The sequence below is a fragment of the Rodentibacter mrazii genome, from assembly GCF_001998825.1.
Lineage (GTDB): Bacteria > Pseudomonadota > Gammaproteobacteria > Enterobacterales > Pasteurellaceae > Rodentibacter > Rodentibacter mrazii.
The window spans coordinates 1-26,548 of the sequence record NZ_MLHG01000018.1; the positions used below are offsets into that span (position 1 = coordinate 1).

23 protein-coding genes are annotated in these 26,548 nt (G+C 40.5%); 7 read left to right on the forward strand and 16 right to left on the reverse strand.

Annotated features, from left to right (window positions below):
• The 3 genes from BKK47_RS03160 to BKK47_RS03175 all read left to right on the forward strand — a co-directional run.
• Positions 1 to 872: MFS transporter (locus BKK47_RS03160; protein WP_208603962.1), on the forward strand; the 872-nt coding region annotated here is incomplete at its 5' end.
• 343 nt (positions 873 to 1,215) lie between these two features.
• A complete protein-coding gene (locus BKK47_RS03165; protein ID WP_077493467.1) occupies positions 1,216 to 2,364 on the forward strand; it encodes an esterase-like activity of phytase family protein in 1,149 nt (382 codons plus the stop codon).
• 631 nt (positions 2,365 to 2,995) lie between these two features.
• Positions 2,996 to 7,264 (forward strand): two-partner secretion domain-containing protein, encoded by a 4,269-nt coding sequence (locus tag BKK47_RS03175; protein WP_158074745.1) that lies wholly within the window; start codon positions 2,996 to 2,998, stop codon positions 7,262 to 7,264.
• 628 nt (positions 7,265 to 7,892) lie between these two features.
• On the opposite strand, the gene BKK47_RS03180 is transcribed toward BKK47_RS03175, so the two are convergent.
• Positions 7,893 to 8,684, reverse strand: coding sequence for an outer membrane protein assembly factor BamD (locus tag BKK47_RS03180; RefSeq protein WP_077493469.1), 792 nt, complete (start codon positions 8,682 to 8,684; stop codon positions 7,893 to 7,895).
• A gap of 110 nt (positions 8,685 to 8,794) precedes the next feature.
• Here BKK47_RS03180 and rluD point away from each other — a divergent pair, with 110 nt between their 5' ends.
• A complete protein-coding gene (rluD, locus tag BKK47_RS03185; protein WP_077493470.1) occupies positions 8,795 to 9,769 on the forward strand; it encodes a 23S rRNA pseudouridine(1911/1915/1917) synthase RluD in 975 nt (324 codons plus the stop codon).
• 1 nt (position 9,770) lies between these two features.
• Positions 9,771 to 10,505 (forward strand): peptidoglycan editing factor PgeF, encoded by a 735-nt coding sequence (gene pgeF, locus BKK47_RS03190; RefSeq protein WP_077493471.1) that lies wholly within the window; start codon positions 9,771 to 9,773, stop codon positions 10,503 to 10,505.
• A 35-nt stretch (positions 10,506 to 10,540) separates the two neighbouring features.
• Here the strand turns inward: pgeF and ruvX are convergent, their stop codons facing one another.
• Genes ruvX through fadR form a run of 4 tightly spaced genes read right to left on the reverse strand, consistent with a single transcriptional unit; the run spans position 10,541 to position 13,037 of the window.
• Positions 10,541 to 10,963 (reverse strand): Holliday junction resolvase RuvX, encoded by a 423-nt coding sequence (ruvX, locus tag BKK47_RS03195; RefSeq protein WP_077493472.1) that lies wholly within the window; start codon positions 10,961 to 10,963, stop codon positions 10,541 to 10,543.
• Positions 10,963 to 11,523, reverse strand: coding sequence for a YqgE/AlgH family protein (locus tag BKK47_RS03200; RefSeq protein ID WP_077493473.1), 561 nt, complete (start codon positions 11,521 to 11,523; stop codon positions 10,963 to 10,965). Before BKK47_RS03200 ends, ruvX begins: the two co-directional genes overlap by 1 nt.
• A complete protein-coding gene (gene rsmE / locus BKK47_RS03205) occupies positions 11,520 to 12,257 on the reverse strand; it encodes a 16S rRNA (uracil(1498)-N(3))-methyltransferase (protein WP_077493474.1) in 738 nt (245 codons plus the stop codon). Before rsmE ends, BKK47_RS03200 begins: the two co-directional genes overlap by 4 nt.
• A gap of 54 nt (positions 12,258 to 12,311) precedes the next feature.
• Positions 12,312 to 13,037, reverse strand: a complete 726-nt coding sequence (gene fadR / locus BKK47_RS03210; RefSeq protein WP_077493519.1) for a fatty acid metabolism transcriptional regulator FadR — start codon at positions 13,035 to 13,037, stop codon at positions 12,312 to 12,314.
• A gap of 135 nt (positions 13,038 to 13,172) precedes the next feature.
• Between fadR and nhaB the strand changes: the two genes are divergently transcribed.
• Together nhaB and dsbB are read left to right on the forward strand one after the other, a co-directional pair.
• Positions 13,173 to 14,714 (forward strand): Na(+)/H(+) antiporter NhaB, encoded by a 1,542-nt coding sequence (gene nhaB, locus BKK47_RS03215; RefSeq protein ID WP_077493475.1) that lies wholly within the window; start codon positions 13,173 to 13,175, stop codon positions 14,712 to 14,714.
• A gap of 9 nt (positions 14,715 to 14,723) precedes the next feature.
• Positions 14,724 to 15,257, forward strand: a complete 534-nt coding sequence (dsbB, locus tag BKK47_RS03220) for a disulfide bond formation protein DsbB (protein WP_077493476.1) — start codon at positions 14,724 to 14,726, stop codon at positions 15,255 to 15,257.
• 58 nt (positions 15,258 to 15,315) lie between these two features.
• Here dsbB and BKK47_RS03225 read toward each other — a convergent pair whose 3' ends face one another.
• The 11 genes from BKK47_RS03225 to bamA form a co-directional block, all read right to left on the reverse strand.
• On the reverse strand, positions 15,316 to 16,359 hold the full coding sequence (locus tag BKK47_RS03225) for an AI-2E family transporter (RefSeq protein WP_077493477.1): 1,044 nt from the start codon (positions 16,357 to 16,359) through the stop codon (positions 15,316 to 15,318).
• Positions 16,359 to 16,697: a nitrogen regulatory protein P-II gene (gene glnB / locus BKK47_RS03230; RefSeq protein ID WP_077493478.1), complete on the reverse strand. Its 339-nt coding sequence runs from the start codon at positions 16,695 to 16,697 to the stop codon at positions 16,359 to 16,361. Before glnB ends, BKK47_RS03225 begins: the two co-directional genes overlap by 1 nt.
• Before the next feature lies 1 nt (position 16,698).
• The gene (gene mog, locus BKK47_RS03235; RefSeq protein ID WP_077493479.1) at positions 16,699 to 17,292 is read right to left on the reverse strand and encodes a molybdopterin adenylyltransferase; all 594 of its coding nucleotides are present in this window, start codon (positions 17,290 to 17,292) and stop codon (positions 16,699 to 16,701) included.
• 35 nt (positions 17,293 to 17,327) lie between these two features.
• Positions 17,328 to 19,184, reverse strand: coding sequence for an SLC13 family permease (locus BKK47_RS03240; protein ID WP_077493480.1), 1,857 nt, complete (start codon positions 19,182 to 19,184; stop codon positions 17,328 to 17,330).
• A gap of 10 nt (positions 19,185 to 19,194) precedes the next feature.
• Complete coding sequence (gene rnhB / locus BKK47_RS03245) at positions 19,195 to 19,794, reverse strand: ribonuclease HII (RefSeq protein ID WP_077493481.1); 600 nt, start codon at positions 19,792 to 19,794, stop codon at positions 19,195 to 19,197.
• A complete protein-coding gene (gene lpxB, locus BKK47_RS03250) occupies positions 19,787 to 20,959 on the reverse strand; it encodes a lipid-A-disaccharide synthase (RefSeq protein ID WP_077493482.1) in 1,173 nt (390 codons plus the stop codon). Before lpxB ends, rnhB begins: the two co-directional genes overlap by 8 nt.
• A gap of 104 nt (positions 20,960 to 21,063) precedes the next feature.
• A complete protein-coding gene (gene lpxA, locus BKK47_RS03255) occupies positions 21,064 to 21,852 on the reverse strand; it encodes an acyl-ACP--UDP-N-acetylglucosamine O-acyltransferase (RefSeq protein WP_077493483.1) in 789 nt (262 codons plus the stop codon).
• Between the two features lie 13 nt (positions 21,853 to 21,865).
• On the reverse strand, positions 21,866 to 22,312 hold the full coding sequence (fabZ, locus tag BKK47_RS03260; RefSeq protein WP_077493520.1) for a 3-hydroxyacyl-ACP dehydratase FabZ: 447 nt from the start codon (positions 22,310 to 22,312) through the stop codon (positions 21,866 to 21,868).
• A gap of 102 nt (positions 22,313 to 22,414) precedes the next feature.
• Entirely contained in the window at positions 22,415 to 23,440 is a 1,026-nt protein-coding gene (gene lpxD, locus BKK47_RS03265) for a UDP-3-O-(3-hydroxymyristoyl)glucosamine N-acyltransferase (protein WP_077493484.1), read from the reverse strand.
• 12 nt (positions 23,441 to 23,452) lie between these two features.
• Positions 23,453 to 24,064: an OmpH/Skp family outer membrane protein gene (locus BKK47_RS03270; protein WP_077493485.1), complete on the reverse strand. Its 612-nt coding sequence runs from the start codon at positions 24,062 to 24,064 to the stop codon at positions 23,453 to 23,455.
• Positions 24,065 to 24,165: 101 nt separating this feature from the next.
• Positions 24,166 to 26,547: an outer membrane protein assembly factor BamA gene (bamA, locus tag BKK47_RS03275; RefSeq protein WP_077493486.1), complete on the reverse strand. Its 2,382-nt coding sequence runs from the start codon at positions 26,545 to 26,547 to the stop codon at positions 24,166 to 24,168.
• Position 26,548 lies beyond the last annotated feature (1 nt).

Below are 26,548 nucleotides of genomic sequence, written 5' to 3' on the forward strand. Positions count from 1 at the left end.
TTTCCCATAATGTGGGTGGTGGCTTGGTTGCGCCGATAGCGGGAGCAAGTATTGCCTGGTTAGGGCAGGAACATTGGCAAGCAGCACATTTTATCGTACCGACCGTCATTGCCACTGTGGTTGCGATCATTTTCTATATTTTCGGTACGGGTCGAACTTATAACGAAGGTTTACCACCTACCAGTAAAATTCTTGGCACAGAACAAGAAGAGCTGGTTGTCACCAAAGAAGAAAATGTCAATTTAACCACATGGGAAATCTTTAGAGATTATATCGTTAAAGACATTAACGTTTGGTTTGTTTCTTTTATTGATGTATTCACCTATATGATCCGTTTCGGGGTATTAACTTGGCTTCCGCTGTATTTACTGGAAACTAAAGGCTTTTCGAAGGGGCAAATGGCAACCGCTTTTGCTATCTTTGAATGGGCTGCCATCCCTTCTACTTTGTTAGCAGGTTGGTTGACAGATACTTACTTTAAGGGTCGCCGTATGCCATTAGCAATTATAACGCTGGTTGGGGTCGGTATAGCGATGTTTGCTTACTGGGGAGGGCAAGATTTACTCATCGTTACTATCGGTGCAGGTGTGATCGGGTGCTTAATCTATGTACCCATGTTCCTTTCCTCTTTGCAAACCATTGAGCTTGTGCCTTCATTTGCTGCGGGTTCCGCAACAGGTTTAAGAGGATTACTCAGCTATATTCTCGGAAGTTTCTCCGGAACGGCATTGTTTGGTATTCTTGCCGAACGTTTTGGCTGGAATGCAGGCTTTTATTTACTTCTGTTTGCAGTATGCGGTTGTATTTTTTGCTGTTATATGACCCACTTAGGCGTACTGCGTTTAGAAAGAAGAAATAATAAGGCTAAATAATTCAGTAATTAGCCATAAACAATCGTGATATAACACTAATTTATAAAAGATCCCCAAAAGATAACTTTCGGGGATCATCTTAATCCCCTCCTCCCCCACACACAGTTACCACTGAGAATTTACCAAAAAATCAAGGGATTTTGACCGCACTTTTCCGGGTTACATGACTTGTTGATACGGCGACTGTTAAAACAAAAAGAGCGGTCAAATTTCACTAAATTTTAGTAAAACTTATGGAAAAGGATTACGGGTGAAGTATGAATAAAAGCAATGTCATATTTTTGACATCAAAGAATAATAAAATACTGCCGATAAATAATCACTAAATCCGTTGAGGAAAAATATGAAAAAATTGGCTTTATTTGTTTTTATACCGAGTATCGCGATGGCGCATACTTATAGTAGTTCATCATTTCATGAAGCACTCACAACAATAACCACGCCAGAAAAAACATTAAACTTATCGGTGGGAATCGGAAGTGGGGCATTTCATCGCCGGAGCGATCCTACTAATGTTTTTTATACTGTAACTGATCGAGGCCCTAATATTGATTGTAGCGATAGTCGTAAAATTTTAGGGTTATCATATTGTTCTAAGGGTAAAGTTTTTCCTGTTCCTAATTTTTCACCCACTATTTACCGCCTACAACTGTCTGAAAATAACCAATCTTCCGCAAAGATTTTAGATAAAATTCCGCTCAAAACACAATCAGGAAAACTTGCCTCGGGTATATCCAATCCGAATACCGAAACGGCATATGATATTAACAAAAACGTACTCAAGGATGATGTAAACGGTTTTGATACCGAAGCATTAGTTGTCACACAAACCGGAGAATTTTACCTTGCCGATGAATATGGTCCGAGTATTATTTACGCGGATCAAAACGGAGTGATTAAGAATCGTTTTGTACCTAAGGGGGTGAAATTTGAATTAAACGGCGCAGATTATACCGTAACAGAGAATTTACCGGCAGAATTGAGAAACCGCCAACTTAACCGGGGTTTTGAAGCCCTAGCATTAAGCGAAGATGAAAAAACACTCTTTTTTATGTTACAAAGTCCTTATGATCCCAAAAAACGAACCATTACACTATATTCTATGGATATTCAATCTCAAACCATTAACGGACAGTGGCTATATGAATTGGATACCCCGGATACCTTTGTCAAAGATAATGCTAAAAAGGCACGTATTCAAAATGACGTCAAAATAAGCGAAATAGCCGCAATCGGAGATAATGAACTCATTGTTTTAGAGCGGATTAGTAAAACGACTAAATTTTACAAAGTTAAACTGGAACCTAACACAACTGAAAAAACAGTAAATAAAGAATTAATAGTGAACACAGATGATTTGGATAAATTTCCAACTAAAATCGAAGGGTTGGCGATTATTTCACCTCAAGAATGGATTTTAGTGAATGACAATGATTTTGGTATTGAGGGGGATAAAACACGTATTATTCGCTTATCGTTACAGGATAAATAACAATATGGAAACTGACAATCGGCACAGAAACATATAATCCCAATCATCAAGTATGAGCTTGTTTGCGTGGGCGTTCTATCCCACTATCGTTTTGGGCGTAGATAAAATCAATTCCGTATCGGCTTAAGGTCTAGCCAATGTTGTGATAAAACAGGTTAGAATAAACATTGCCGTGAAGAGCGGTGATCGCAATAATTACTGTGTCAGGCAGCTGTTGGGAAAATCATGCTCCGATTTATATTTCACGCCACTTTGCTTAGCCACGGGTAAAAATTTTGTCTTATTCGTGTGCCCTATAGCATTGTCGGCGTGTAGAGGATAGTCGGTTTTTTCCTAGTCAAATGTATTTTCTTAAAAATATCTCGTTATTTTGATTCAGCGCCGAATGCACCGGAATTTGCATTTAGTGACATAAAATTTTGTGACATCTATCACAAATTTACATTTTTATTGAAATATGCCATCAAATTTTAATGGAGAGGTGATTAAAATATGCAGCGCGCTAAATGACGTGTTGGTTTTGTTAAACATAGACATAACCAATAGTAAATTGTCGTGATTTAGTTTCCGGTGGCAAATATCACTAATGGCATTTGCTGATTTAAGTTCCCCTTATTTTTTTGGATATATTATGAAGAAAATTTCTCCTTCTAAAATTACTATTGCATTATCTCTATGCTATGTAACTCCGTTCAGCTATGCCGATATTCAATCTGCTAATGGTAATACTCAAGTTGCCCGTCAACAAGGCGTGGAAATTATTAATATTGCGACACCAAGTCAGTCGGGGCTGTCACACAACCAATATAATAAATATAACGTAGATCAAGCGGGCGCGGTTTTAAATAATGCTCAGCAAAATGCTCAAACCCAGTTAGCCGGTCAGGTTTCTGCCAACCCAAATTTAAGGGGACAAGCGGCAACGGTTATTCTTAATGAGGTTGTAAGCCGTAATCCTTCACATATTGCTGGTAAACAGGAAATTGCAGGTCAAAAAGCGGACTATGTACTCGCTAATCCGAATGGTATTAGTGTAGATGGTGCAGGTTTTATTAATACGCCAAGAGCTTCTCTTGTTGTCGGTAAAGCAACTGTTGAAAATGGAAAATTAACAGGATATCAAATAGATAGCGATAATAACTTGACAACGAAAGGGACGATATCCGGCACTGATAATGTAGATTTAATTGCGCCGACGATGAATATTTCCGGAAAAATTCAAGCGAAGGACGGAAATGTCAATATCTTACAAGGTCGTAATAAGGTTGAACGAGCTGAAGATGGTACATTGACTATTAATGTTTTACCGCAACAGGAGAAGATTTTAGACGGTAAAGTTGCCGGTAGTATTCAGGCGGGCAGAATTCGAATCCATTCCACTGATGAAAGAGCAACCTTAGCTGTAACAAGTAGTGATTTGGACGCAAAACAAGTCATTGTGACGGCAGGTAATGCAAAATTAGACGGTACGGTAACAAAGAAAAATCGTGGAACATTCAAAGAAATTAAAGAGGCAAATAGATCCGTTGGTAGCGTGACATCAAATAAAGACACTGAAACCTTTGAGAAAACGAGTATTAAGGCAGACTCTTTGATTGTTGCTGCATCAGGTAATTTAGATTTATCCGGCGCGGAAATTCAAGCAAAAGAAGCGGTATTAATCGGTGGAAAAACACATTTAGGAGCAGTTAAAACAGAAGTGAGAGAAACCATTGCTGAGGGACGAGCAAAAGGTGCCTCAAAAGTGGAAGAAATTGCACAAACCCGACTTGAGACAGCACACCGCACGAAGATTACGGCAGATTCACTTAAATTGGCTTCAACAACAGGGAAATTAAGTGGCGATGCGTCACAGATTAATGCGAAAAGTTTAACGTTGCATGGTGAGGAAGGGATCCTATTCCAAGGTACAAAAGAAAAAAATTACTATGATGATACGGTTCAGTTTAAAAATGTATCACCGAAACATAAGACCGGCACCAGTTATCAAACAGCGATTGCAGAAAAACATGTAGCCAGTGAATTTAATATCAAAGATGATTTAGTCGTTTCTGGTGGTTCCGATGTGAAATTTGCCGGTACCATTGGTCGAATTGATGGCGACTTAGTTGTAGAAAATAAAGGTAAATTACTTTTTACTGCCGAAGAGGTGAGAAATAGCCATAAAGTCGATGATAAAGAAAAATATTGGGGTGGATTGGCTGGTTCTAAAGCATTAGCATCTACTCGAAATGATAAAGAACAGCATGGGGCTGATTTTACCGTTAAGGGGACGATTTTAGCAGATGCCCAGAATGGGGTAAATTTATCGGGTAGTCGTGTCATTTCTGGTAAAGATGCGTTAGTAAAAGCAAACAATGGTAATTTAGTATTAGACGCAGCTGAAAACATTAGTGTTTTTGAAGAAAAAGGGCGTAAAGGAACAATTTTTGATATTACCAAAGAACGAAGCAGAGGCTACAAAGTTGTTTATACAAAACAAAGTGCAGAATTAGGTTCTCAGTCTAATTTACAATTGGTGACAAATAAGAATGTTAATATCATTGGTAGTCGTGTAAAAGCGGGTGGTTTACTTGGTATCGTAGCCGATGGGAACATCAATATAAGAGGTAGCCAAAACTACTTCACTCAAAGTTATACTCAATCAGGTATTGGCTTTACCACTAAAGTTGAGAAACCGAGTCTATCAATTGATAAAGAGGGATTAGCAAAATCCTCCATTGATTTACTTACTGATGTCATTGTTGGCACGGTTAAACGTGATGAAATGGCACAGGGTCTTGCGAATAATGTGAAGGATAATCTGAAATTTAAAGGTGAAGCCAGTGCGACTTTTGGCTTTTATAAGCACTATAAATTAGAAAAAGGGTATCACTATAACCCGTCAGAAGTCAGTGGTGGAAACACAAACTTACGTGCCAATAATGTGAATGTAACGGGAAGTAAAGTCGAGGCAACAAAAGGCGATCTCAATATCAATGCTAACCGTGTCAATACAAAAGCACATCATGATTATTCTTATACCAATAAAGTGAATACCGATGTGGGAATAACCAACACGGTTACAGTAACTGAAAGTGGTATTACAAATAAATTGTCTTTAGGTATTCAACATAAGGATAGTGAGCAAGAAAATACAATAGCAAAAGTTAGTCAACTATCTGCTAAAAATAATTTGAATATCAATGCTAATCAGAATATTGCCCATAAAGGCTCACAACTAAGTGCGGGTAAAAATATTGTAGAAAATGCAAAAAATATTACTCATGCTCCTGAGTATAATAAGGAAAGTGATAAGCAAAAGAACTTTGATCTTGGTTTAACTTTAACCACTTCAGTTGATAAAAATAAAGTCGCAAGCGGTAGTCTGGTATTGGGTATTTCTGGTGGACGTGAGAATAGTACGGCGAGTAATGCACAAAGTACAACGGTAACTGCCGGAAAAGACATTAACGTCAATGCAAACCATCTCATAGATGTCGGTACGCAGTACCAAGGTGGCGGCAATGTTAACCTCAACTCTCAATCACATCATATTCAATCAGCTCAAAATACTAAACATAATGATAAATTAACTGCGGGTGTTACAATTGGTGTGAGCGCAAGTACCAAAGATTTCGCAACGGCTAACGTAGGGGTAAATGCGGGTATTCATTTCCAAAAAGATCAAAGTGATTCAACCACAGCTCATAAAGCAAACGTACAGGGTGGAAATGTGAATATCACAACAGGTACATTAAACAGCCAAGCAGATATTACGGCGACCAATAACGTGAATATTAATGCGGATAAAGCAAACTTCACACAATCTCAAAATACCAGTTCCCATAAAGGGGGCGGTTTCACTTTAAATGTGGGTGTTGGCGCCATTGTTATTCCGGCAGCAAGCGCCGCTGTACCGTCTGTGGATGTTAATTTCACTGCAAACGGACACAAAGGTAATCGCACTGATGCGGTATTGCACAATGTTCAAGGTGGAAACAATGTCGGAATTCACGGCAAAGACGGTGTGAGCTTACAAGGAACCAATGTTGAAGCCGGTAATAATGTTTCCATTACTGGGAATACGGTTAATGTTCAACCGGGGAAAAGCCAAGTACAAGAGCTTAATGTTAGTGTAGGTGGCGGCGTAAGTGTAGGTGCGAATACGTCCAGTCTTGGTATTAACGGTAACGTAAATGTACAGCACGAAAATAGTACAACCCATCCGGGTGTATCTATTAACGGTAAAAATGTGAATATTACGGCAGAAAACGGCGTGAATTTAACCGGAGTCAGCTCAAATAGCACCAACCTTACGCTAGACGGCGGTAAAGGCGATGTGAACCTAAATGCAGCGAAAAACAATGTGAACAAAACCGGAGTGGATGTCGGTTTATCACTGAGCGGCGGCATTAGCGAGAATAAATGGACGCCGGCAGAGGGCTCGGGCAAATTAAATGTTGATGTAGTGCGTAATGAAACTCACACGACAACTGATTTGAATGCTCAAAATGCCACAATCTCCGGTAATAATGCCCATTTTAACGGCAGTAGCATTAATGCGGAAAATATGAATAACAATCTTACAGGTAACATTACCACTACTCCGGTTACCGATAAAATCAATGAAACCAGCGTTCATCTTTCTGCGAACGGTAGTGGTAAATTTACTCCATATCCGGCGGATAAATGGGCTGAAAGTGCTAAGAAAGATTGGGATAACGGCACAATCGCAGGCGTGAAAGCCGATGTGAATGTGAAAGTGGATTCCACCAAAACTGAGACCGTTAAACAAGGCGGAATTAACCCGCCGAAACCACAAGTGGTTAAAAACCAAGTGGTGAAAACCAATATTAGTTTGACAACTAATCAAAAAGCACGCTTAGAACATATGATGAAAGCCAGAAGACGCAGATAATCATTATTTTCTAAAGAACAAAAATTGGCTAAGGAAACTTAGCCAATTTTTTTGTTTTGATCATGGGGCTTTTCATTTACTGGCTTATTTAACCTCTGTACAGAGCTATTTTTTGCTTTTAAGGAATATGTTTCATATTAATTTGAGTACCAGAAATGCGCTAAAATTTGTGGCTAGCCACGTTTTTTATACCAACAGATTTAGCGATGTACAGGAAAGTGCGGTCAAAATTTTGGAAGAAATTTATCGCTCATTATTAACTAGGGTTGGAAAGAAAATGAATTGCTGCGGAAAGTAATAGTTAGCAGGCGAATTGAATAGAGAGCTGACTTAGCGCAACTAAAAACTGTGTGGCTAAAGCTTATCACTACGAAAACTAACGGCTTTAAAGCAAGCCCCTGTCGGTTAAAGCTACAATAGAAATAGAGCGATGATACTGAAAGCGGAATGATTAAACGGCTTCAAGAAAAATGCCTTAATCGGTGAAGTGATAACGCTATTCCCTACTTAACATTGGTTAAATAGGGAACGGGTTCACTTATTAAAAATCAATGATTTTTTAGACCGCACTTTTCGTAAGAATAATAAGAATAAAAGCCCCGATATTACTATCGGGGCTTTTATTCAATTATTTTGTTGCAGTAGGTACAACCAATTCAGGCTCTTCCGGCTTTTCTACTTTTGCAAACTGTTTATCCTTATTTGCATCAATAATTTGTTGAGTTTGATTTGCCAAAGTATCCAGCCCCATTTTTTGGTACGCATCACGCATTAAGAATAAGCCTTCATAAGTCGCTTGCGTGTCAGGATACAATTTCAACATTCCTACAATACGGTTTGCCACCGCAACATCCGCATTACGCTTTGCATAGAATTTAGCAATTTCCAATTCATGGCGTGCTAAAGAATCTTTAATATAAACCATACGGGCTAAGGCATCTTGTGCATAAGGACTATTAGGAAATGCATGTACTAAACTTTGGAAATTTGAAAATGCGGTTTTTAAAGAGGTTGTTTCACGCGTTGCACGATCGATTCCAAAGAAATCCTGAATGGCATTATCTGCCGTTGCAACATTGGTTAGACCTGCCATATACACCGCGTAATCGCGATTCGGACTTTGTGGAAATTGATTTAAGAAATTATCTACCGTCACCAATACGGCTGTGTAATCCTGCGATTTATAGTTTGCATAAATGAGATCCAACATTGCTTGTTCTTGATATGTACTTCCAGGGAAACGTTCTGTGGTCGCATTTAAATAACGAATAGCCTCAGAATAACCGCCTTCCTGTAAAGAACTCGCGCCTTTATTGTAAAGTTCATCTACCGATAATTGTTCAACTTCTTGGTTACCGCTTGAACAACCGATCACAACAAATACCACAGCAAGCAAAGCCAATGATTTCATTTTACGCATTGTTTTTTCCTTAATTTTTACGAAAACTAATAAATAAGATACAATTAGCCAACATTGTATAGAACATTAATAAATAAGCCAACTTTTTAAACTTATTGAGATAAATTTTTATGCCACAAATTACCCTTTCGGCTGAAGTACAACCTGAACAAATCGGACAGCGCTTAGACCAAACCCTTGCTGAGTTGTTCCCTGAATATTCCCGCTCACGTCTAAAAACTTGGATTGAAGCAGATCTTGTAAAAATCAACAATCGTATTACCAATATCCCTCGTGAAAAAGTATTCGGCGGTGAACATATCGAAATCATCGTAGAGGTAGAAGATGAAACGCGCTTTGAACCTGAGAATATCCCACTTAATATCGTCTATGAAGATGATGATATTATTGTGATTAATAAACCAAAAGATCTTGTCGTCCACCCCGGTGCGGGCAATCCGAACGGCACGGTATTAAACGCCCTTCTTTATCACTATCCGCCGATTGCTGAAGTACCGCGGGCAGGGATTGTGCATCGACTGGATAAAGATACTACCGGACTAATGGTAGTGGCAAAAACAATTCCCGCCCAAACAAAATTGGTACGTGATTTACAAAAACGAAAAATCACCCGTGAGTACGAAGCCGTTGCCTCCGGCATTATGACCAAAGGCGGTTCGGTCGATCAACCAATGGCACGTCATGCGACCAAACGTACGCTTATGGCGGTTCACCCAATGGGAAAACCTGCGATAACCCACTACCGTATTATGGAAAACTTTCGCAACTATACCCGCCTACGTTTACGTTTGGAAACAGGTAGAACCCATCAAATTCGTGTACATATGGCACATATTGCCCACCCACTATTAGGCGATCAAACTTATGGCGGTCGCCCTCGTCCGCCCAAAAATGCCAGTGAAAATTTTATGGAAGTCTTGCGTAATTTTAAACGTCAAGCTTTACACGCCGTCATGTTACGTTTAGCACATCCTATTACCGGTGAAATGATGGAATGGTACGCTCCTCTACCGGAGGATTTTGTCGAATTGCTCAACGCACTCAAAACAGATTATATTGAACACAAAGACAACTTGGATTATTAATATGCATGCGATTTTTCCAAAATGGCACGTTCCCTCTAATATTCGCGCTTTTACTACTACACGTGAAGGCGGGGTAAGCAAAGCACCCTTTGAAAGTTTTAATTTAGGTGATCATGTGGGCGATGAAAAAAGTGCGGTCAAAACAAACCGCACTTTATTAGTGGAAAAATTCCATTTACCCCATTCCCCACTATTTCTCACTCAAACCCACAGTACCAATGTCATTCAATTGCCCTATTCAGGCAATAATTTTGAAGCTGATGCGGTTTATACCAATCAACCGAATCAAGTCTGTACGGTGATGACCGCCGATTGCTTGCCTGTACTTTTTACGACCAAACAAGGCAATGAAGTTGCCACTGCTCATGCAGGTTGGCGTGGATTATGCGATGGCATATTGGAAGAAACGGTAAAATGTTTTCAAGCACAACCACAAAATATCATCGTTTGGCTCGGTCCAGCTATCGGATCTAATGCATTTCAGGTGGGAAAAGATGTGGTTGAACAATTTATGTGCGTTGATCCTGTTGCAGAAATGGCTTTCAGAGCCGATCCCTCCCAACAGGGAAAATACCTAGGCAACCTTTATCAGCTCGCCACACAACGCTTAAATAAATTGGGTATTACAGAAATTTCCGGCGGGGATCACTGCACATTTAATGAAAAAGACCTATTTTTCTCTTATCGACGAGACGGAAAAACAGGCAGAATGGCGAGTGTTATTTGGTTCGAGTAAATATTGGGAACTTCCTATCTAAACCCGATTTTTCATCAAAAATCCGAGTTATTTTCAAACCAGCTTTCTAAAATTAGACAAGCAGAAATGCCATCCACTTTGCCCTTTTTCAATGCTCGAAAGCCGCCGCGATCAAATATTTCACTACGAGCTTGTGTTGTGGTTAAACGCTCATCTTGTAACACGACTTTCACACCAAATCGTCCATTTAAGCGATTAGCAAATTTCTTTGCCCGCAATGTTAATTCCTGTTCCGTGCCGTCCATATTCAACGGAAGCCCCACAACAACAAAATCAGGGTTCCATTCTTTTAAGCATTTTTCGATATTTTCCCAATTAGGTATGCCATCTTGTGCTTTAAATGCCGGCAAGGCTTGAGCCGTGCCGGTAATACTTTGCCCCACAGCACAGCCGATACTTTTCATCCCAAAATCAAACGCGAGGGCGGTAATACTCACTAGCTATGCCCCACTTGTGCCGTAGCAAAATTATGCATATTAATTCCAAGCAGTTGGCTTGCCGCAAGATAGCGGTCTTCGTAAGGAGTATCAAACAAAATCCTATCGTTTGACGGGACAACCAGCCACGCATTATCGGCGATTTCTTGTTCCAACTGCCCCGCCGACCAGCCGGCACAACCCAATGCCACAAGATATTTTTCCGGTGCTTGTAAAGAACCGAAGGTATCCACCACATCAGCCGAGGTCGTCAGACAAAGCTCATCGGTGATTTTATAGCTATGTTGAAAATCAACCAGACTATTTTTATGTACAATAAAACCGCGTTCGGTATGCATTGGACCGCCTGCCACCACCATAGCATCATCAAAAGTGCGGTCATTTTTCATCATAAAATTTAATTTACTATAAAGCTCAGCAATACTGAGATCGGTGGGTTGATTAATCACCACACCCATGGAGCCTTGATCATTATGCTCACAAACAAAGACGACCGTGCGGTGAAAATAATCCGCTAAATGTGGCATTGCAATTAAAAATTGTCCTTGTAAATCCATCATTCGCCTAAATCTCCAAAACAAATCTGTAATGCGCTAATTGCCGCTAAAGAAGCGGTTTCTGTGCGCAACACACGCTTTCCTAATAAAATTTCAGTAAAACCTTGCTGTTCCGTTTGGACAATTTCCTGCGGAGACAATCCTCCTTCAGAACCAATCAACAAGCGTACCCCTTCTCTTGGGATCATTGGCAAGGTTCTAATGGAATATTGGGCTCGGGGATGTAAATTCAACTTTAATGCCCCATCATTTTCCGCACACCAATCTTGTAATTTCATCAATGGACGAATTTTCGGGATCACATTTCTGCCACATTGTCCACAGGCTGCAATGGCAATCTTTTGCCATTGCTGGATTTTTTTATCCATACGATCTGCGTCCAATTTCACACCGCAACGTTCCGACCAAAGCGGTGTAATCACATTCACGCCCAATTCAACGGATTTTTGAATAGTAAATTCCATACGCTCGCCACGAGAAATCACCTGTCCTAAATGAATTTTGAGGTTTGATTCTTTATCGACAAATTCACGCCCTAAAATATCGACTTTCACCGATTTTTTACCGGCTTCAATGATTCGGGCCGGATAAATATGATTACTGCCGTCAAACAATTCGATTTGCTCCCCCTCAACCATTCGTAATACCCGCCCCACATGGTTTGCTGCATCATCAGAAAGGTAGCACTGAGTTTGATTTTTAAGAGATTCGGGGTGATAGATTCGAGGTATGCGCATAAAATGTAAAAAATATATAAAAAAGTATGATTAATTTAACCGCACTTTTGGTGATTAATCAGCAAAATTTTGAGGCAGATGTTCCAAAATCATACGCCAATAAGTTGCCGATCTTAGATTATGTTTACGAATACAGTCCACCACGGCATCCGCATTACCCTCTTGGCAAATTTTTTGTAATTCAAGATAAAATTGTTTTGCCAATTCACGGTGTTTTTCATAACTGAAAAATAACAGCCCGATTTTTTGATACACCCCTTTCAAACTATTAAAAATTAAACGATAAAACGGCTTTTTTGCCAGTACGGTAAATTGACGAAAGATACGATAATCAAACTCTGTATAATCTTCAGCCGAATTTTTTAATTCGTTTAATTCATTAAACAACATTGCAGATTGTTGAGGTGAATTTTTCACAGCTTCATAAATATAAAACTCCGACATTTTACTACGTAGTGACAGCATGTTATCAATAATGAGTGGAGCGGAATTTTGATCAAGGGTAATCAGCGTTTCGATAATGCCAGGGCTCGCCGTGTCCCAAATATTATTTACTTTAGTGGGTTTACCATGTTGAATCGTTAGCCAACCATCTCGCGCTAAACGTTGTAGAACTTCTCGCAATGTTGTGCGGGTTACACCGATTTTATCGGCAAGATCCCGCTCGGAGGGTAAATTAGTACCGGCAGGAAATACATCCTCCCAAATACTTTTTACGATATATTCTTCAGCAAGTGCCGCTGGGCTTTGTGCTTTTAAAAGTGTATTCTCTGTATTCATAATCATCAGATGTTAGGAAAAAAACCTAACAAGATCAAAAAAATGTGACTTATTTGACAAATTTTTATTTTCGTTATTATCCTTTAAAGCACTCTATATTACAATGAGCACATTATAAAAAAACAGGAGCCATTTATGACTTACACACAGGCCTTAATGAAAAATTTTCTTGGTGCAAGCCCGGATTGGTATAAACTCGCCATCATAATTTTTCTAATTGCCAACCCAATTATTTTCTTTTTTGTCAGTCCCTTTCTTGCCGGTTGGATTTTAGTTGCCGAGTTTATTTTCACACTCGCAATGGCATTAAAATGCTATCCGTTACAGCCGGGTGGGCTACTTGCGATTGAAGCCATCATCATTGGTATGACAAATCCGGCTCACGTAAAAGCTGAAATTATGGCAAATTTTGAAGTTATCTTATTGCTGATGTTTATGGTTGCCGGTATTTATTTTATGAAACAACTCTTGTTGTTTGTATTTACCCGATTGCTGGTTGCCATTGAATCTAAAATTACCCTATCTTTAGCATTTTGTATCAGTGCTGCATTTTTATCCGCATTTTTAGACGCACTAACGGTCGTTGCCGTAATTATTAGTGTCGCCATGGGCTTTTATGGTGTATATCATAAAGTTGCTTCAGGCAATAAACTAAATGACTTAATTGATATATCCAACGATGATAAATTAGGCGATAAACGTGCCACACTAGAACAATTTCGTGCATTTTTAAGAAGTTTAATGATGCATGCCGGTGTTGGAACCGCACTCGGTGGTGTAATGACGATGGTAGGTGAACCACAAAATTTAATTATCGCAGAACAAGCAAATTGGAACTTTATTGAATTTTTCTTCCGTATGGCACCTGTAACCCTACCTGTTTTAATGTTTGGTTTGCTGACTTGCTATTTGGTAGAAAAATTTAAATTATTTGGCTATGGTGCAAAACTACCTCGTAAAGTATGGGCGGTATTGGCACGTTTAGATCGCAATAATACGCAAAAAATGTCAAAACAAGAAAAGATAAAATTGATTGTACAGGCTGTTATCGCACTTTGGCTTGTTATCGGTTTGGCATTTCATTTAGCTGCAGTAGGCTTAATCGGTTTAAGCGTGATCGTTCTCGCAACTGCATTAACCGGCATTACCAATGAACATGTTATTGGCAAAGCGTTCCAAGAATCTTTGCCATTCACCGCATTACTTGTCGTATTCTTTACGGTGGTTGCAGTGATTATCGATCAAAAACTGTTCTCACCCATTATTCACTATGTTCTATCCGCCAGTGAAAGCACACAGCTTATTTTATTCTATGCCTTTAATGGCTTGCTCTCTGCTATTTCCGATAATGTCTTTGTCGCAACCGTCTATATTAATGAGGTCAAAACTGCACTTACTAACGGTGTGATTACACCACATCAATTTGAATTACTCGCTGTTGCAATTAATACCGGAACAAACTTGCCGTCAGTTGCAACGCCAAACGGTCAAGCCGCTTTCTTATTCTTATTAACCTCATCGCTTGCCCCGTTAATTCGTCTCTCCTATGGCAGAATGGTTTACATGGCATTACCTTACACCATTGTGTTATCCTTAGTGGGCTTATTTGCTATTGAGTACATTTTACCGACTGCTACCGTTTGGTTAGCAAATGTAGGCTTAATTCAGCCAATTTAAGGAGAACAAATGCTCGCATTTTTTAAACAATTTTCAGAAAAACGCTCATCCTGGTTATTACTTGTGCTTTCGAGTTTAGCCTTAGAATTGACCGCACTTTATTTCCAATACGGTATGGGGTTACAACCCTGTGTTCTTTGCGTGTATGAACGTTTAGCAATGAGTGGTTTATTCCTTGCGGGCATTATTGGTCTTCTCGCGCCCCGTTCGCTGATCCTGCGCTTAATCGCCCTCGCATTAGGTTTATTTAGTGCGGTTAAAGGCTTGATGATCTCTATTCGCCACCTTGATCTACAAATGAACCCTGCGCCTTGGAAACAATGTGAATTTATTCCTAATTTCCCGGAAACCCTCCCATTCCACCACTGGTTGCCAAGCATTTTCAACCCCTCCGGTTCCTGCGATAACAGCCAATGGTCGCTATTCGGTGTTACCATGGTACAATGGTTGGTATTTATCTTTGCCGTATATGTGCTTGTCCTTGTGGTGATATTGATTGCTCAGGTGAAAAAAAGCAGAAAACAGAGAAGGTTGTTCTGCTAAATTCGCATAGCAAAAGTGCGGTCAAAATTGACCGCACTTTTTATGTCTCTAAACAATGTTAATCCCTTTCTACATCGCCCAACAAGGCAGCATATTTCACTGTATTCGGGCTGGATTCTAAGGCGATTTTTAATGCCATGGTAAGAGGAACGGAGAGTAACATTCCTACCGTGCCCAGTAGCCATCCCCAAAATAACAGGGAAAGAAAAACGACTAAAGTGGAAAGCCCGAGGCGTTGCCCCATCATTTTAGGTTCAAGAATATTGCCGATGACCATATTGATCACAATCACACCAACTGTCACACCAAAACCGATACCGAAACCATTCAACAACAGAGCCTGTACGATAATAGGAATAGCGGCAATGATAGAACCGATATTCGGAATGTAATTTAATAAAAAACTTAATGTCGCCCACAAAATCGCATATTGTACACCGCATACTTCCAATAGAATAAACACAGCAATCCCCGTAAGCAGACTGGTGATACTTTTAATCCCAAGGTAGCCAATCACACCTTGCAAAATACGGTTAATATGGCGTTCCTCCTTTTCTACATCATTCGGTGCAGCGCTTATTACCACCGCAACTTTGTGTTTCATTGTCGGGGCTTCAGAGAGCATAAAAATCACCACAAGCACTAAGACGAACACATTGCTCACCACACCGGAAAAATTGAGCAGGACACGACTCACAAAATTCATAATGATACTTGGGTCGAAATTTTCTTGAATGGTTTCCCGTGAAAAATAAACGGGCAAATTGAAACGTTGTGCCAATGCCATCAGATCATTCACTCGTTCGGAAAGCAAGACTTTATATTGAGGAATAGACTGGGTAAACTCCCGTACGCTACTATTAATTAGTCCGACTAAAAAGAAGAAAATCAGGGAAATCAAGACAAAGAGTAATACTATCGCAAGCCAATGGGGGATACGGCGGTCAGTCATTGTTTTAACGATAGGTGAACAAATAATCGCAATAAAGAGCGCCAGCAAAAACGGCACAACAATTTCAGCGGCTAATTTGATACCGGCTAAAATAATAATAACGGCGGCGATCCCCAGCAAAGTGCGGTGTAAATTTAGGTTATTTTCCACTAAATCGCTTCCTCATTTTCTTCACCCGTGCGAATGCGGATCACCCGTTCCACGTCATAAACAAAGATTTTTCCATCGCCGATTTTACCGGTTTGACAAGTTTCTATAATGGTTTCCAAACACTGTTCCAGCAAATCATCAGGCACCACGATTTCCATTTTTACTTTTGGTAAAAAATCCACCATATATTCTGCCCCTCGGTAAAGTTCCGTATGTCCTTTCTGGCGGCCAAAACCACGCACCTCTGTCACGGTCATCCCGGTGATACCGATATCGGAAAGATTTTCACGCACATCATCAAGTTTAAACGGGCGAATCATCGCTTCGATCTTTTTCATCCTATTTCTCCAAATTTTCTCGTCTTGCCGCTTTTGGGCGGAAACTCTCAATCACATTAGGGTGAGTATCAATATACAAACCATTAATGAGTTGTAAACAATAAGGTACTGCGCTAAAAATACCGCTCACAAGCACGTTTCCGTCTTTGTCTTTCACGCCCTCTAAGGTTTCTTTGATGGCTTTGGGTTGCCCCGGTAAATTTAAAATCAAACTTGCTTTACGAATCACGCCCACTTGGCGGGATAAAATTGCCGTAGGTACAAAGTGTAAACTCACTTGGCGCATTTGCTCACCAAAACCGGGCATTTCACGATCGGCAACGGCAAGCGTAGCATCCGGGGTAACATCACGTTTTGCCGGCCCCGTTCCACCGGTGGTTAAGACAAGATGGCAACCTTGTTCATCCACCAATTCTTTTAGGGTTTGCTCAATAATTTCTTGTTCATCGGGAATTAATCGGGTTTCCAGATGGAAAGGATCGATTAGCGCGTTCTCTAACCAAGCCTGTAATTCGGGAATACCTTGATCCTGATAGATGCCCGATGAAGCCCGATCAGATACGGAAACAAGGCCTATTTTTAAAAGTGCGGTCATATTTTTCCTTAAATTTTTGTATTAAATCTATATGCTTAAAATGGAAATAAGAGTGGAATTAAAAATACACTCACCACCATTACAATCAATGTAAAGGGGACACCAATTTTTAAAAAATCACTAAACTTGTATCCACCGGGCCCCACGACCATTGTATTAACCGGTGAAGAAACCGGTGTCATAAATGCGGCAGATGCGGCAATTGCCACCACCATCGCAAAGGGGATAGGCGATACTTGGAGTTGCTGTGCCAATGAAATGGCAATAGGGGCAACTAAAATCGCCGTCGCGGTATTAGAGATGAATAATCCGATCACGGCACAAAAAAGAAATAACATCATCAACACGCAATGCATTCCCCAATCCCCCACTAACTGCAACATCGTCTCCACAGCAAGTTGAATCCCGCCGGTTTTTTGTAGTGCGGTAGCAAACGGCATCATACCGATAATCAAAATTAAACTTGGCCAATGAATAGAATCATAAGCACTTTTCGCATCGACGCAACGGAAATAGCCCAACATTAAGCAACCGATGAGGGCGGCTATCACATTCGGTACAAGGCCGGATACCATTAACAACACCATCACCAATACGGAAAGTAAGGCTTGCGGGGCTTGGCTTTGTGCCGGTGCAACACGATCTATTTCTTTCGGGTAGGTGAGCACAACAAAATCCTTGGTGCGGTTACGCATTTGTTGAATTACTTTCCAATCGCCAATAACAAGAATTAAATCACCAAGCTTATAAGGCGTGCCGGAAAAGCTATCGGAAATTAATTCGCCATCCCGCTTGATACCCACCACATTTAACCCGTAACGCGAACGAAACGCCACCTCTTGTGTGGTTTTATCAATCAACGCCGAACCCGGTACTAAGGCTAATTCCGCCATGCCAATAGATTTTGCCTGTTCATCAAAAGATTGAGATTTAATCTCCGCCGGCTCTAAATTATGGGTTTGGCAAAACTCCGCTAAATTAAATTCTTGCTGACCTATATCGATCATCAAAATATCTTTTTCGTGAATTTCAGAGGTGGCAAGGGGCATCATATAAGTTGGCCGAAAACGTTTCCAACGTTCAATCGCTAAAACATTCACCCCATAATTGGAACGTAAATGGAGTTCATCTAACTTTTTGCCGGCAAAAGGCGAACCGGTACGCACTACAAAACGTTTCGCACGCCCGCGTAAACCATACTCATCAATCAATTCTGCCATTGATCGTTGATTATTTTCTTGGTTATCCGTAGCAATACTTCCTCCAAGCCAGCGACGGGTAAGCAACATATAGCCAATACCTAACAACAAAATGACAAGACCAATGGGGGTGAAATCAAAAAATCTTAAACGGGTACCGGTATCTTTGACTAATTCCGCATTCACCACCAAGTTAGGCGCGGTGGCAATGAGTGTCATCATACCGCTGATCAACCCTGCCACACTCAAGGGCATCATTAAACGTTTTGGGGAAAGATTCATTTGGCGACAAATCATCAATACTACGGGAATAAAAATCGCCACCACGCCGGTGGAACTCATAAACGCCCCTAAGCCCGCCACGGCAAGCATCAGCAATACCAAGACTTTGGTTTCACTATTTCCGGCAAGTTTTAAGATTCCTTCACTCACTTGATAGGCAACGCCGGTACGCACCAATCCTTCGCCAATAATAAACAACAATGCAATCAAAATAATATTCGGATCGCTAAAGCCGGCAAAAATTTCGTTAGTGGTTAAAATACCGCTCAAATAAAACGCCAACATCACTAAAAGTGCCACGGCATCCATTCGCACTTTATTTCTCACGAATAAAATCACGGCAACGGCTAACAGTGCGAGCGTCCAGAAAAGCGGACTAACCCAAAGCGCATTGGTGAATATGGTATTCATCTCCTACCTCTCATGTTGAGCAACTTTCTAATACTTTACGAACTGGAGCAAAACTACGGCGGTGCTGTGGCAATGCCCCAAATTCGGCTAATTTTTCTAGGTGTAACTTCGTTGGATAACCTTTATGTTGGGCAAAAGCATATTCAGGATATTGGCGATCCAAGGCTTCCATTTCCTGATCCCGAGCGACTTTTGCCAAAATAGAGGCAGCACTAATTTCCGCCACCAGACTATCGCCTTTCACGATGGCTTGGGCGGGAATATTGAGATCTTTAGGGATTTTATTACCATCGACCAGTACAAAGTGCGGTTGAATTTTTAAGGATTTTACCGCACGCGTCATAGCGATCAAGGACGCCTGCAAAATATTCAGTTTATCAATTTCTTCTGCTTCTGCACGCCCTAATGACCATGCGATCGCTTTTTGTTTAATTTCTTCTGCTAAGGCAAGGCGTTTTTTCTCAGTGAGTTTTTTTGAATCGGCTAATCCTTCAATGGGATTATTGGGATCTAAAATCACCGCTGCGGTTACGACTGCACCCACTAAAGGTCCTCGCCCCACTTCATCGACACCGGCAATGAGTTCGTAACCTTGCGGATATTCAAACATTTTGGTCTTCCTCTAATAAATCAATCACGGCTTGGGCCGCCTGTTTATCCGCATCACATTGAATTTGTTGGTGTAAATCAGTGAAACGTTGAATTAAAATGTGGCGATTTTTAACCGCACTTTCTTCATCCGAGAAATAAGCTGCCAGTTTTTCGGCAAGTAATGTGGGGTCACAATTTTCTTGAATCATTTCCGACACGAGCATTTCATTGGCGAGTAAATTTGGTAGGGAAATATAGTCAGTCTTCACTAACCGTTTTGCCAGTGAATAGGTAAGAGGCTTCATTTTATAGCCTACCACCATGGGTGATTTACACAACATCGCCTCAAGTGCCGCCGTGCCGGAAGCCAATAATGTTGCTTGTGCCGCCATTAAGACTTGGCGTGCGTTGCCGTCAATCAGATGCATCGCTAAGTTCGGCGCGACTCGGGCTTTAATGGCTTCAAATTGTTGTCTCCGTTTTTCATTCACTAAGGGAACAAGGAATTGTAGATCCGAAAATTGCGCTTTCAGCAATAATGCTGTTTTTAAAAAAGGCTCGGTTAAAAATTCTACTTCAGCACCCCGACTTCCCACAAGAATCGCTAAATAACGTTGTGCCGGATCAATATTGAGAAATTGGCAAGCCTCCGCCCGATTAGGTTTTAGGGGGATTGCATCCGCCATCGTATGACCGATAAATCGACAAGGCACATTGAATTTATCATAAAACGCCTTTTCAAAAGGTAAAAATGCCAGTACTTGATTTGTTGCTTTCGCAATTTTGTGGATTCTATTCTGTCGCCACGCCCATACGGAGGGGCTGACATAATGAATGGTTTTGATACCGTTGGCTTTGAGCTTCAGTTCTACATCTAAATTAAAATCAGGTGCGTCAATGCCAATATAGACATCGGGCTTTTCACGCAACATGGTTTGAATCACGTTTTTACGGATTTTTAGCAAACGCGGTAAATGTCTCACAACTTCAGCCAATCCCATGACGGAAAGTTCTTCCATATCCACTAAAGTTTCGCAGCCTTCTGCTAACATTTTAGGGCCGGCAATACCGATAAAACGGGCATTAGGATAATGGGTTTTCAACTGGCGAATCAGACCTGCACCAAGAATATCACCGGAAATTTCTCCCGCAACAAGGGCGATAGTAAGATTTTCTTTATTCATTAAATTTACCTAAAAAATAACCGCACTTTTAAAACGAAAGTGCGGTTGATTTAAAATTAATTTCTTGGGAATCTCCGTTTCTAAAGGAGGATAAAAGTGCGTGATTAACGAATAATACCGCGCGTTGAGCGTTTGAAAAAATCGGTGAAAAAACTAATTGCGGAATCGGTTTCAGCAATTTGTTCAATCTCAGGGATGATTTCCTCAAGGGTTTTACCGCTACGGTAAATCATTTTATACACATTACGAATGGCGTGCATCGTTGGTTTATCAAATCCACGGCGTTTTAAGCCTTCTAAATTCACACCAAATGGACGGGCGTGGTTGCCTTGCGCCATCACATAAGGTGGTACGTCTTGGCTAACCATTGAACCGCCACCTAACATCACGTGCGCTCCCACCACTACAAATTGATGAATAGCCGACATACCGCCAACAATCACGAAATCATCTAATTCAACATGACCTGCAAGGGTGGCATTATTGGCTAAGATACAATTATTTTTAATTTTACAATCATGCGCAACGTGTACGTTAATCATTAGAAGATTATTATTACCGATACGAGTTACACCACCGCCTTGAATAGTCCCCCGGTGAATCGTCACATGTTCGCGAATTCTATTGGCATTACCAACAATGGTTTTTGTCGCTTCGCCTTTGTATTTTAAATCCTGGTTGACTTCGCCAATCGTTGCGAATTGATAAATTTCGTTATCCTCACCAATCACTGTATCGCCACGTACTACCACGTGTGATTTCAACACGGTGCGCGCTTTAATCTCAACAGAACCTTCAACAATACAGAAAGGACCAATTACCACATCCTCACCAATGATAGCCCCTTCTTCAACTAATGCTGTCGGGTGGATTTTTGCACTTGAGTGAATCATAATTATTTCCTTATTAGCGACGTGCACACATTAATTTCGCTTCACAAGCCACTTCACCGTTTACCGTGGCAATACCTGTGAAAGCGGTGATTCCACGGCGTTCTTTGATGACTTGAACATTTAATTCCATTTGGTCACCGGGCAATACAGGACGTTTGAAACGCGCTTCGTCAATCCCCGCAAAATAGAATAATTCCCCACCTTTTAATTCGTGGGTTTTGAATGCCAGAATTCCCATAGCTTGGGCAAGCGCTTCTAAAATCAATACCCCCGGTAAAATAGGTTCGCCAGGGAAGTGACCGGTAAAACAAGGTTCATTAACACTGATATTTTTAACTGCTTTTAGCCATTCGCCTTCCTTAAAATCCAACACGCGATCCACTAATAAAAACGGATAGCGGTGCGGTAATAAAGTCATAATTTCTTTTGCTTCGATCACTCTTGATTGCTGTTCTGACACGTTGATACCTTTACAAATAAAAACCAAATTCCCATGAATTATACGATATTTACGGGTAAAAACAAAACGCACCACAAAAGTGCGGTGCGTTTTTAAAGCAGATTAACCGATTTTCTTTTCGAGCGCTTTCAAACGTTTATTCATTCCATCAATACCCAATGTCAAAGCTGCAGTTTTCCGCCATTCTTTGTTTGTTTGCAACGGAATACCGGAAGAATAAACACCCGGTTCGGTAATTGGCCGCATCACCATTCCCATGCCGGTAATCGTCACTTTGTCACAGATTTCCATATGGCCGTTGATCACACTCGCACCACCGATAAGGCAATAACGCCCTACGGTCAAACTGCCCGCCATAATCACACCGCCTGCTACTGCCGTACCTGTGCCAATGTGAACATTATGGGCAATTTGGCAAAGATTATCGATAATAACATTATCTTCAATCACCGTGGCATCTAATGCGCCCCGATCGATACAAGTACAAGCGCCGATTTCAACATTGTTACCGATAATAACTTGACCCACTTGTGGAATTTTAATCCAACGACCACGATCATTGGCATAACCAAAACCATCACTACCAATCACCGCTCCGGATTGAATTAAACAGTTTTTACCAATTTCCACATCATGGTAAACGGTCACATTCGCCCAAAGTTGCGTGCCTGTTGCAATTTTTGTATTTTTACCTACAAAGCAATTTGCACCGATAATCACGTTATCGCCTAATACAACGCCTTCTTCAATGACACTATTTGCTCCAATTGATACATTTTCACCTAAAGAAACATCTTCAGAAATAACCGCACTTGGCGCGATACCTTGTGCTGCTTTTGGTGTGGTATCCATATATTGGGCTAAAATCGCATAAGCTACATAAGGATCTTTAACAATGAGTAAATTACTTTCCTTCGCACAAAATTCAACATCAGCTTCGGATACCACTAAAACACCAGCTTGAGATTCTTTTAATAATGGGCGAAATTTTGCATTGGAAATGAAGGTGAGTTGATGAGCTTGCGCTTTATCGAGAGGAGCGATATTTGCTACAACAGTATCGGCGTTACCACGAAGGGTAGCGCCGATTTGATTCGCCAATTCTTGTAAAGAATAGGATTTTTGCATTATGAGAACCTATTATTTCTTCTCTTCTGTTTTAGCCGGTGCTGTAGCTTTTTCAGTTACAGGAATAGATTTTAATACTTCTTCGGTAATATCTTTACCTTCTACTGCAAATACCACAGAATTTGCATCAAGCACATAGGTATAACCTTTTGCTTTTGCGACATTATTTGTTGCGACTTGGATACTTTCTAATAATTTTGCACGAGCTTCTGTTTGGCGTTTATCGCTTTCTTCTTGGAACTCCGCTACTTTTTTATCCTGCTCTTGCATCAATTTTGTCAATGCGGCTTCTTCATTAGCTCCGAACTTATTAATTTCTTCTTCACGCTTTTGAATTTCAGCTTGACGTAAACGAGGCGCATCTTTTCTCAAAGCTTCAACTTTTGCTTCTACTTTTTTACGTGATGCGGCAATTTTATTATCAATTTCTTTTTTGCTTGCAGCCAATTTATCTGCTGTCGGTTTCAATTCCGCATCTAATTTATCTGCGATAGCTTGGCGATCCGGGTGGTTTTGGAACAAATATCCAGCGTTAATAAATGCAATATTTTCATCTGCAGCGGCAAAACCTGATGCAAGTGCGATACCTACTGAAAGTGCGGTGACTTTTAAAACATTTTTCATTGAAATTTCCTTATTAGGTTAAGTAGTTAATCATGCTTGCACAGCCTAAATATATGCTGTGCAAGTGTTTGTTTTGACTAGAAGATAAATAAAAAGTTCGATTAGAAAGAACCGCCAATACTAAATTGGAATTGTTCTACATCATCATTTTCATATTTTTTGATCGGCTTAGCGTAGGAGAATACCAATGGTCCGATTGGTGATTGCCATTGGAAACCGACACCTGCAGATGCTCTAATACGGCTTGGATCGCTATAATCCGGTAACTTAGGGAAATTTGCCTTATCCTGTGCCGTCCATTTGGTATTCCAAACGCTTGCCGCATCAACAAATAATGAAGTTCTTACCGAATTCTGATTTTTTTCTGCCACAAACGGCGTCGGTACAATCAATTCAACACTCGCTGTGGCAATAGCGTTCCCGCCAACAATATCGCTACTCCCATTAGAATTATATCCTTCATTACCCTTATTATCTTTTACCCAATAAATCGCATTTGGTCCTACCGCACCATACGAAAAACCACGTAGTGACCCAATACCACCTGCCGTATAGTTTTGATAGAACGGTAAACGTTTACCACCAAAACCGTTTGCATAGCCTAACCCAGCCTTACCTGAAATCACCCAGTTATGCGTACGATCAAGCGGATAGTAGCCTTGGACATCTGCATTAAGTTTATAATACTTATTATCGGAGCCCGGAATGGTGACTCGTCCACCAATACTCGCTTTCACCCCTTTAGTTGGGAAATAACCGCGGTTCAAACTGTTATAATTCCAGCCAAAGGAAAAATCAAAATCATGAGATTTGATAGAGGTTGAATCAAAATTCATAGAGGCTAAATAAAGATCTCGATTATATTCCCGAGAGAAATTACTAATTTTATTATAAGTGTAACCTAACCCTACATAGTATGAGTTATTTTCATTGACCGGGAAACCTAAGGTAACATTACCGCCATAAGTCGTACGTTTATAATTTGATGAAGTATCACTATCAGAGTTATCATAAGTTTCATAGAATACATTACCACCTAAACTTACCCCATCTTTTGTAAAGTACGGTTCTGTGTAACCAAGATTAATTGTTGTACCATAGTCATTACGCGATCCGGCTAAACTCACAGCAGCACCGGTTCCCAAGAAATTCTCTTGTTTTATACTCGCTTGATAGCTAATACCGCTCTCTGTCCCATATCCAATACCAAAGTTGATACTGCCGGTGTTACGTTCTTTGACTTTATAAACCACATTCACTTCGTCATTAGAACCTTCAATCGGATCAACTCGGCTTTCAACTGTTTCAAAGAACCCTGTTCTATCCAAACGAATTTTACCCAACTCGACTAATTGCGCATTATACCAAGAACCTTCCTGTTGGCGCATTTCCTGACGTAATGTACTATCGGCTGAAACCGTATTACCCTCAAATTGAACTTGGCGAACGGATAAACGGCGACCGGCATCAACCACAAAAGTTAATGCAATAGCTTTATTTGCATCATCAAATGTCGGTGCGGTATTTACAGTTGCACTACCATAGCCACGCTCACCCAGTTTCGCTTTGATAGCATTTTCAACATCAGTAACATCAGCTCTGCTAAAAGTTTCATTCAAGTGAAGGTTGTTTAATAACGGCTGTAATTCTTCAGACATTCCACCTAAATTACCAACAATACGTGCACTGGTTAAATCGTATTTCTCACCTTCATTAATATCAATCGTCACTTCCGCTTTGGTTTGCTCATCGTTTAGCTGAACATCTGTATTGGTAATATGTGCTTTTGCATAACCATTATTTTGATAATATTGTTGGATAGATTGCAAATCTTTATCAAATTGAGTTGCATCAAATTTATTGCCCCACAGTTTCCACCATGCATCCGGTTGCAACTCCATTTGTTCTTGCAAAGTACTGCTGGAAACCGCGGTATTACCATTAAAGGTAACAGATTTTAATTTTGCCGTATCATCTTCATCGATTTGAAGATTGATCTCCGCACGATTATTTGGGAGCGTATTTACAATCGCCTCGACTTTCGCATTATAACGCCCTACACTTTTATAGTGTTCTCTCACACCTTTCACGAATTCGTCAAGTTTCGCGCGATTCAGTACATCACCGGCTTTAAAGCCATTCGCATCCAAATTTTGTTTTAATGCTTCCGTTGGAATTAAAGAGTTACCTTTAATACGCACTTCCGAAATAATCGGTTTAGCAATGACACTTACCACGAGAGAATCACCATCACGATAAGCTTTTACATCATCAAATCGACCACTTACGAATAAATTACGAACAATATTCGCCACATCGTTATCGGTCACTCGTTGACCTGAACGAACCGGCAAACTCGCAAGAATTTGTTGTTCTAATTCACCCTGAACGCCATCTATGCGAATGTCTTTTGCTAAGAAAGGGGCAGCAAACACACTTGTTGCCGTACCGAATAACAAACTTGCAATTAGAAGTTTTTTCATC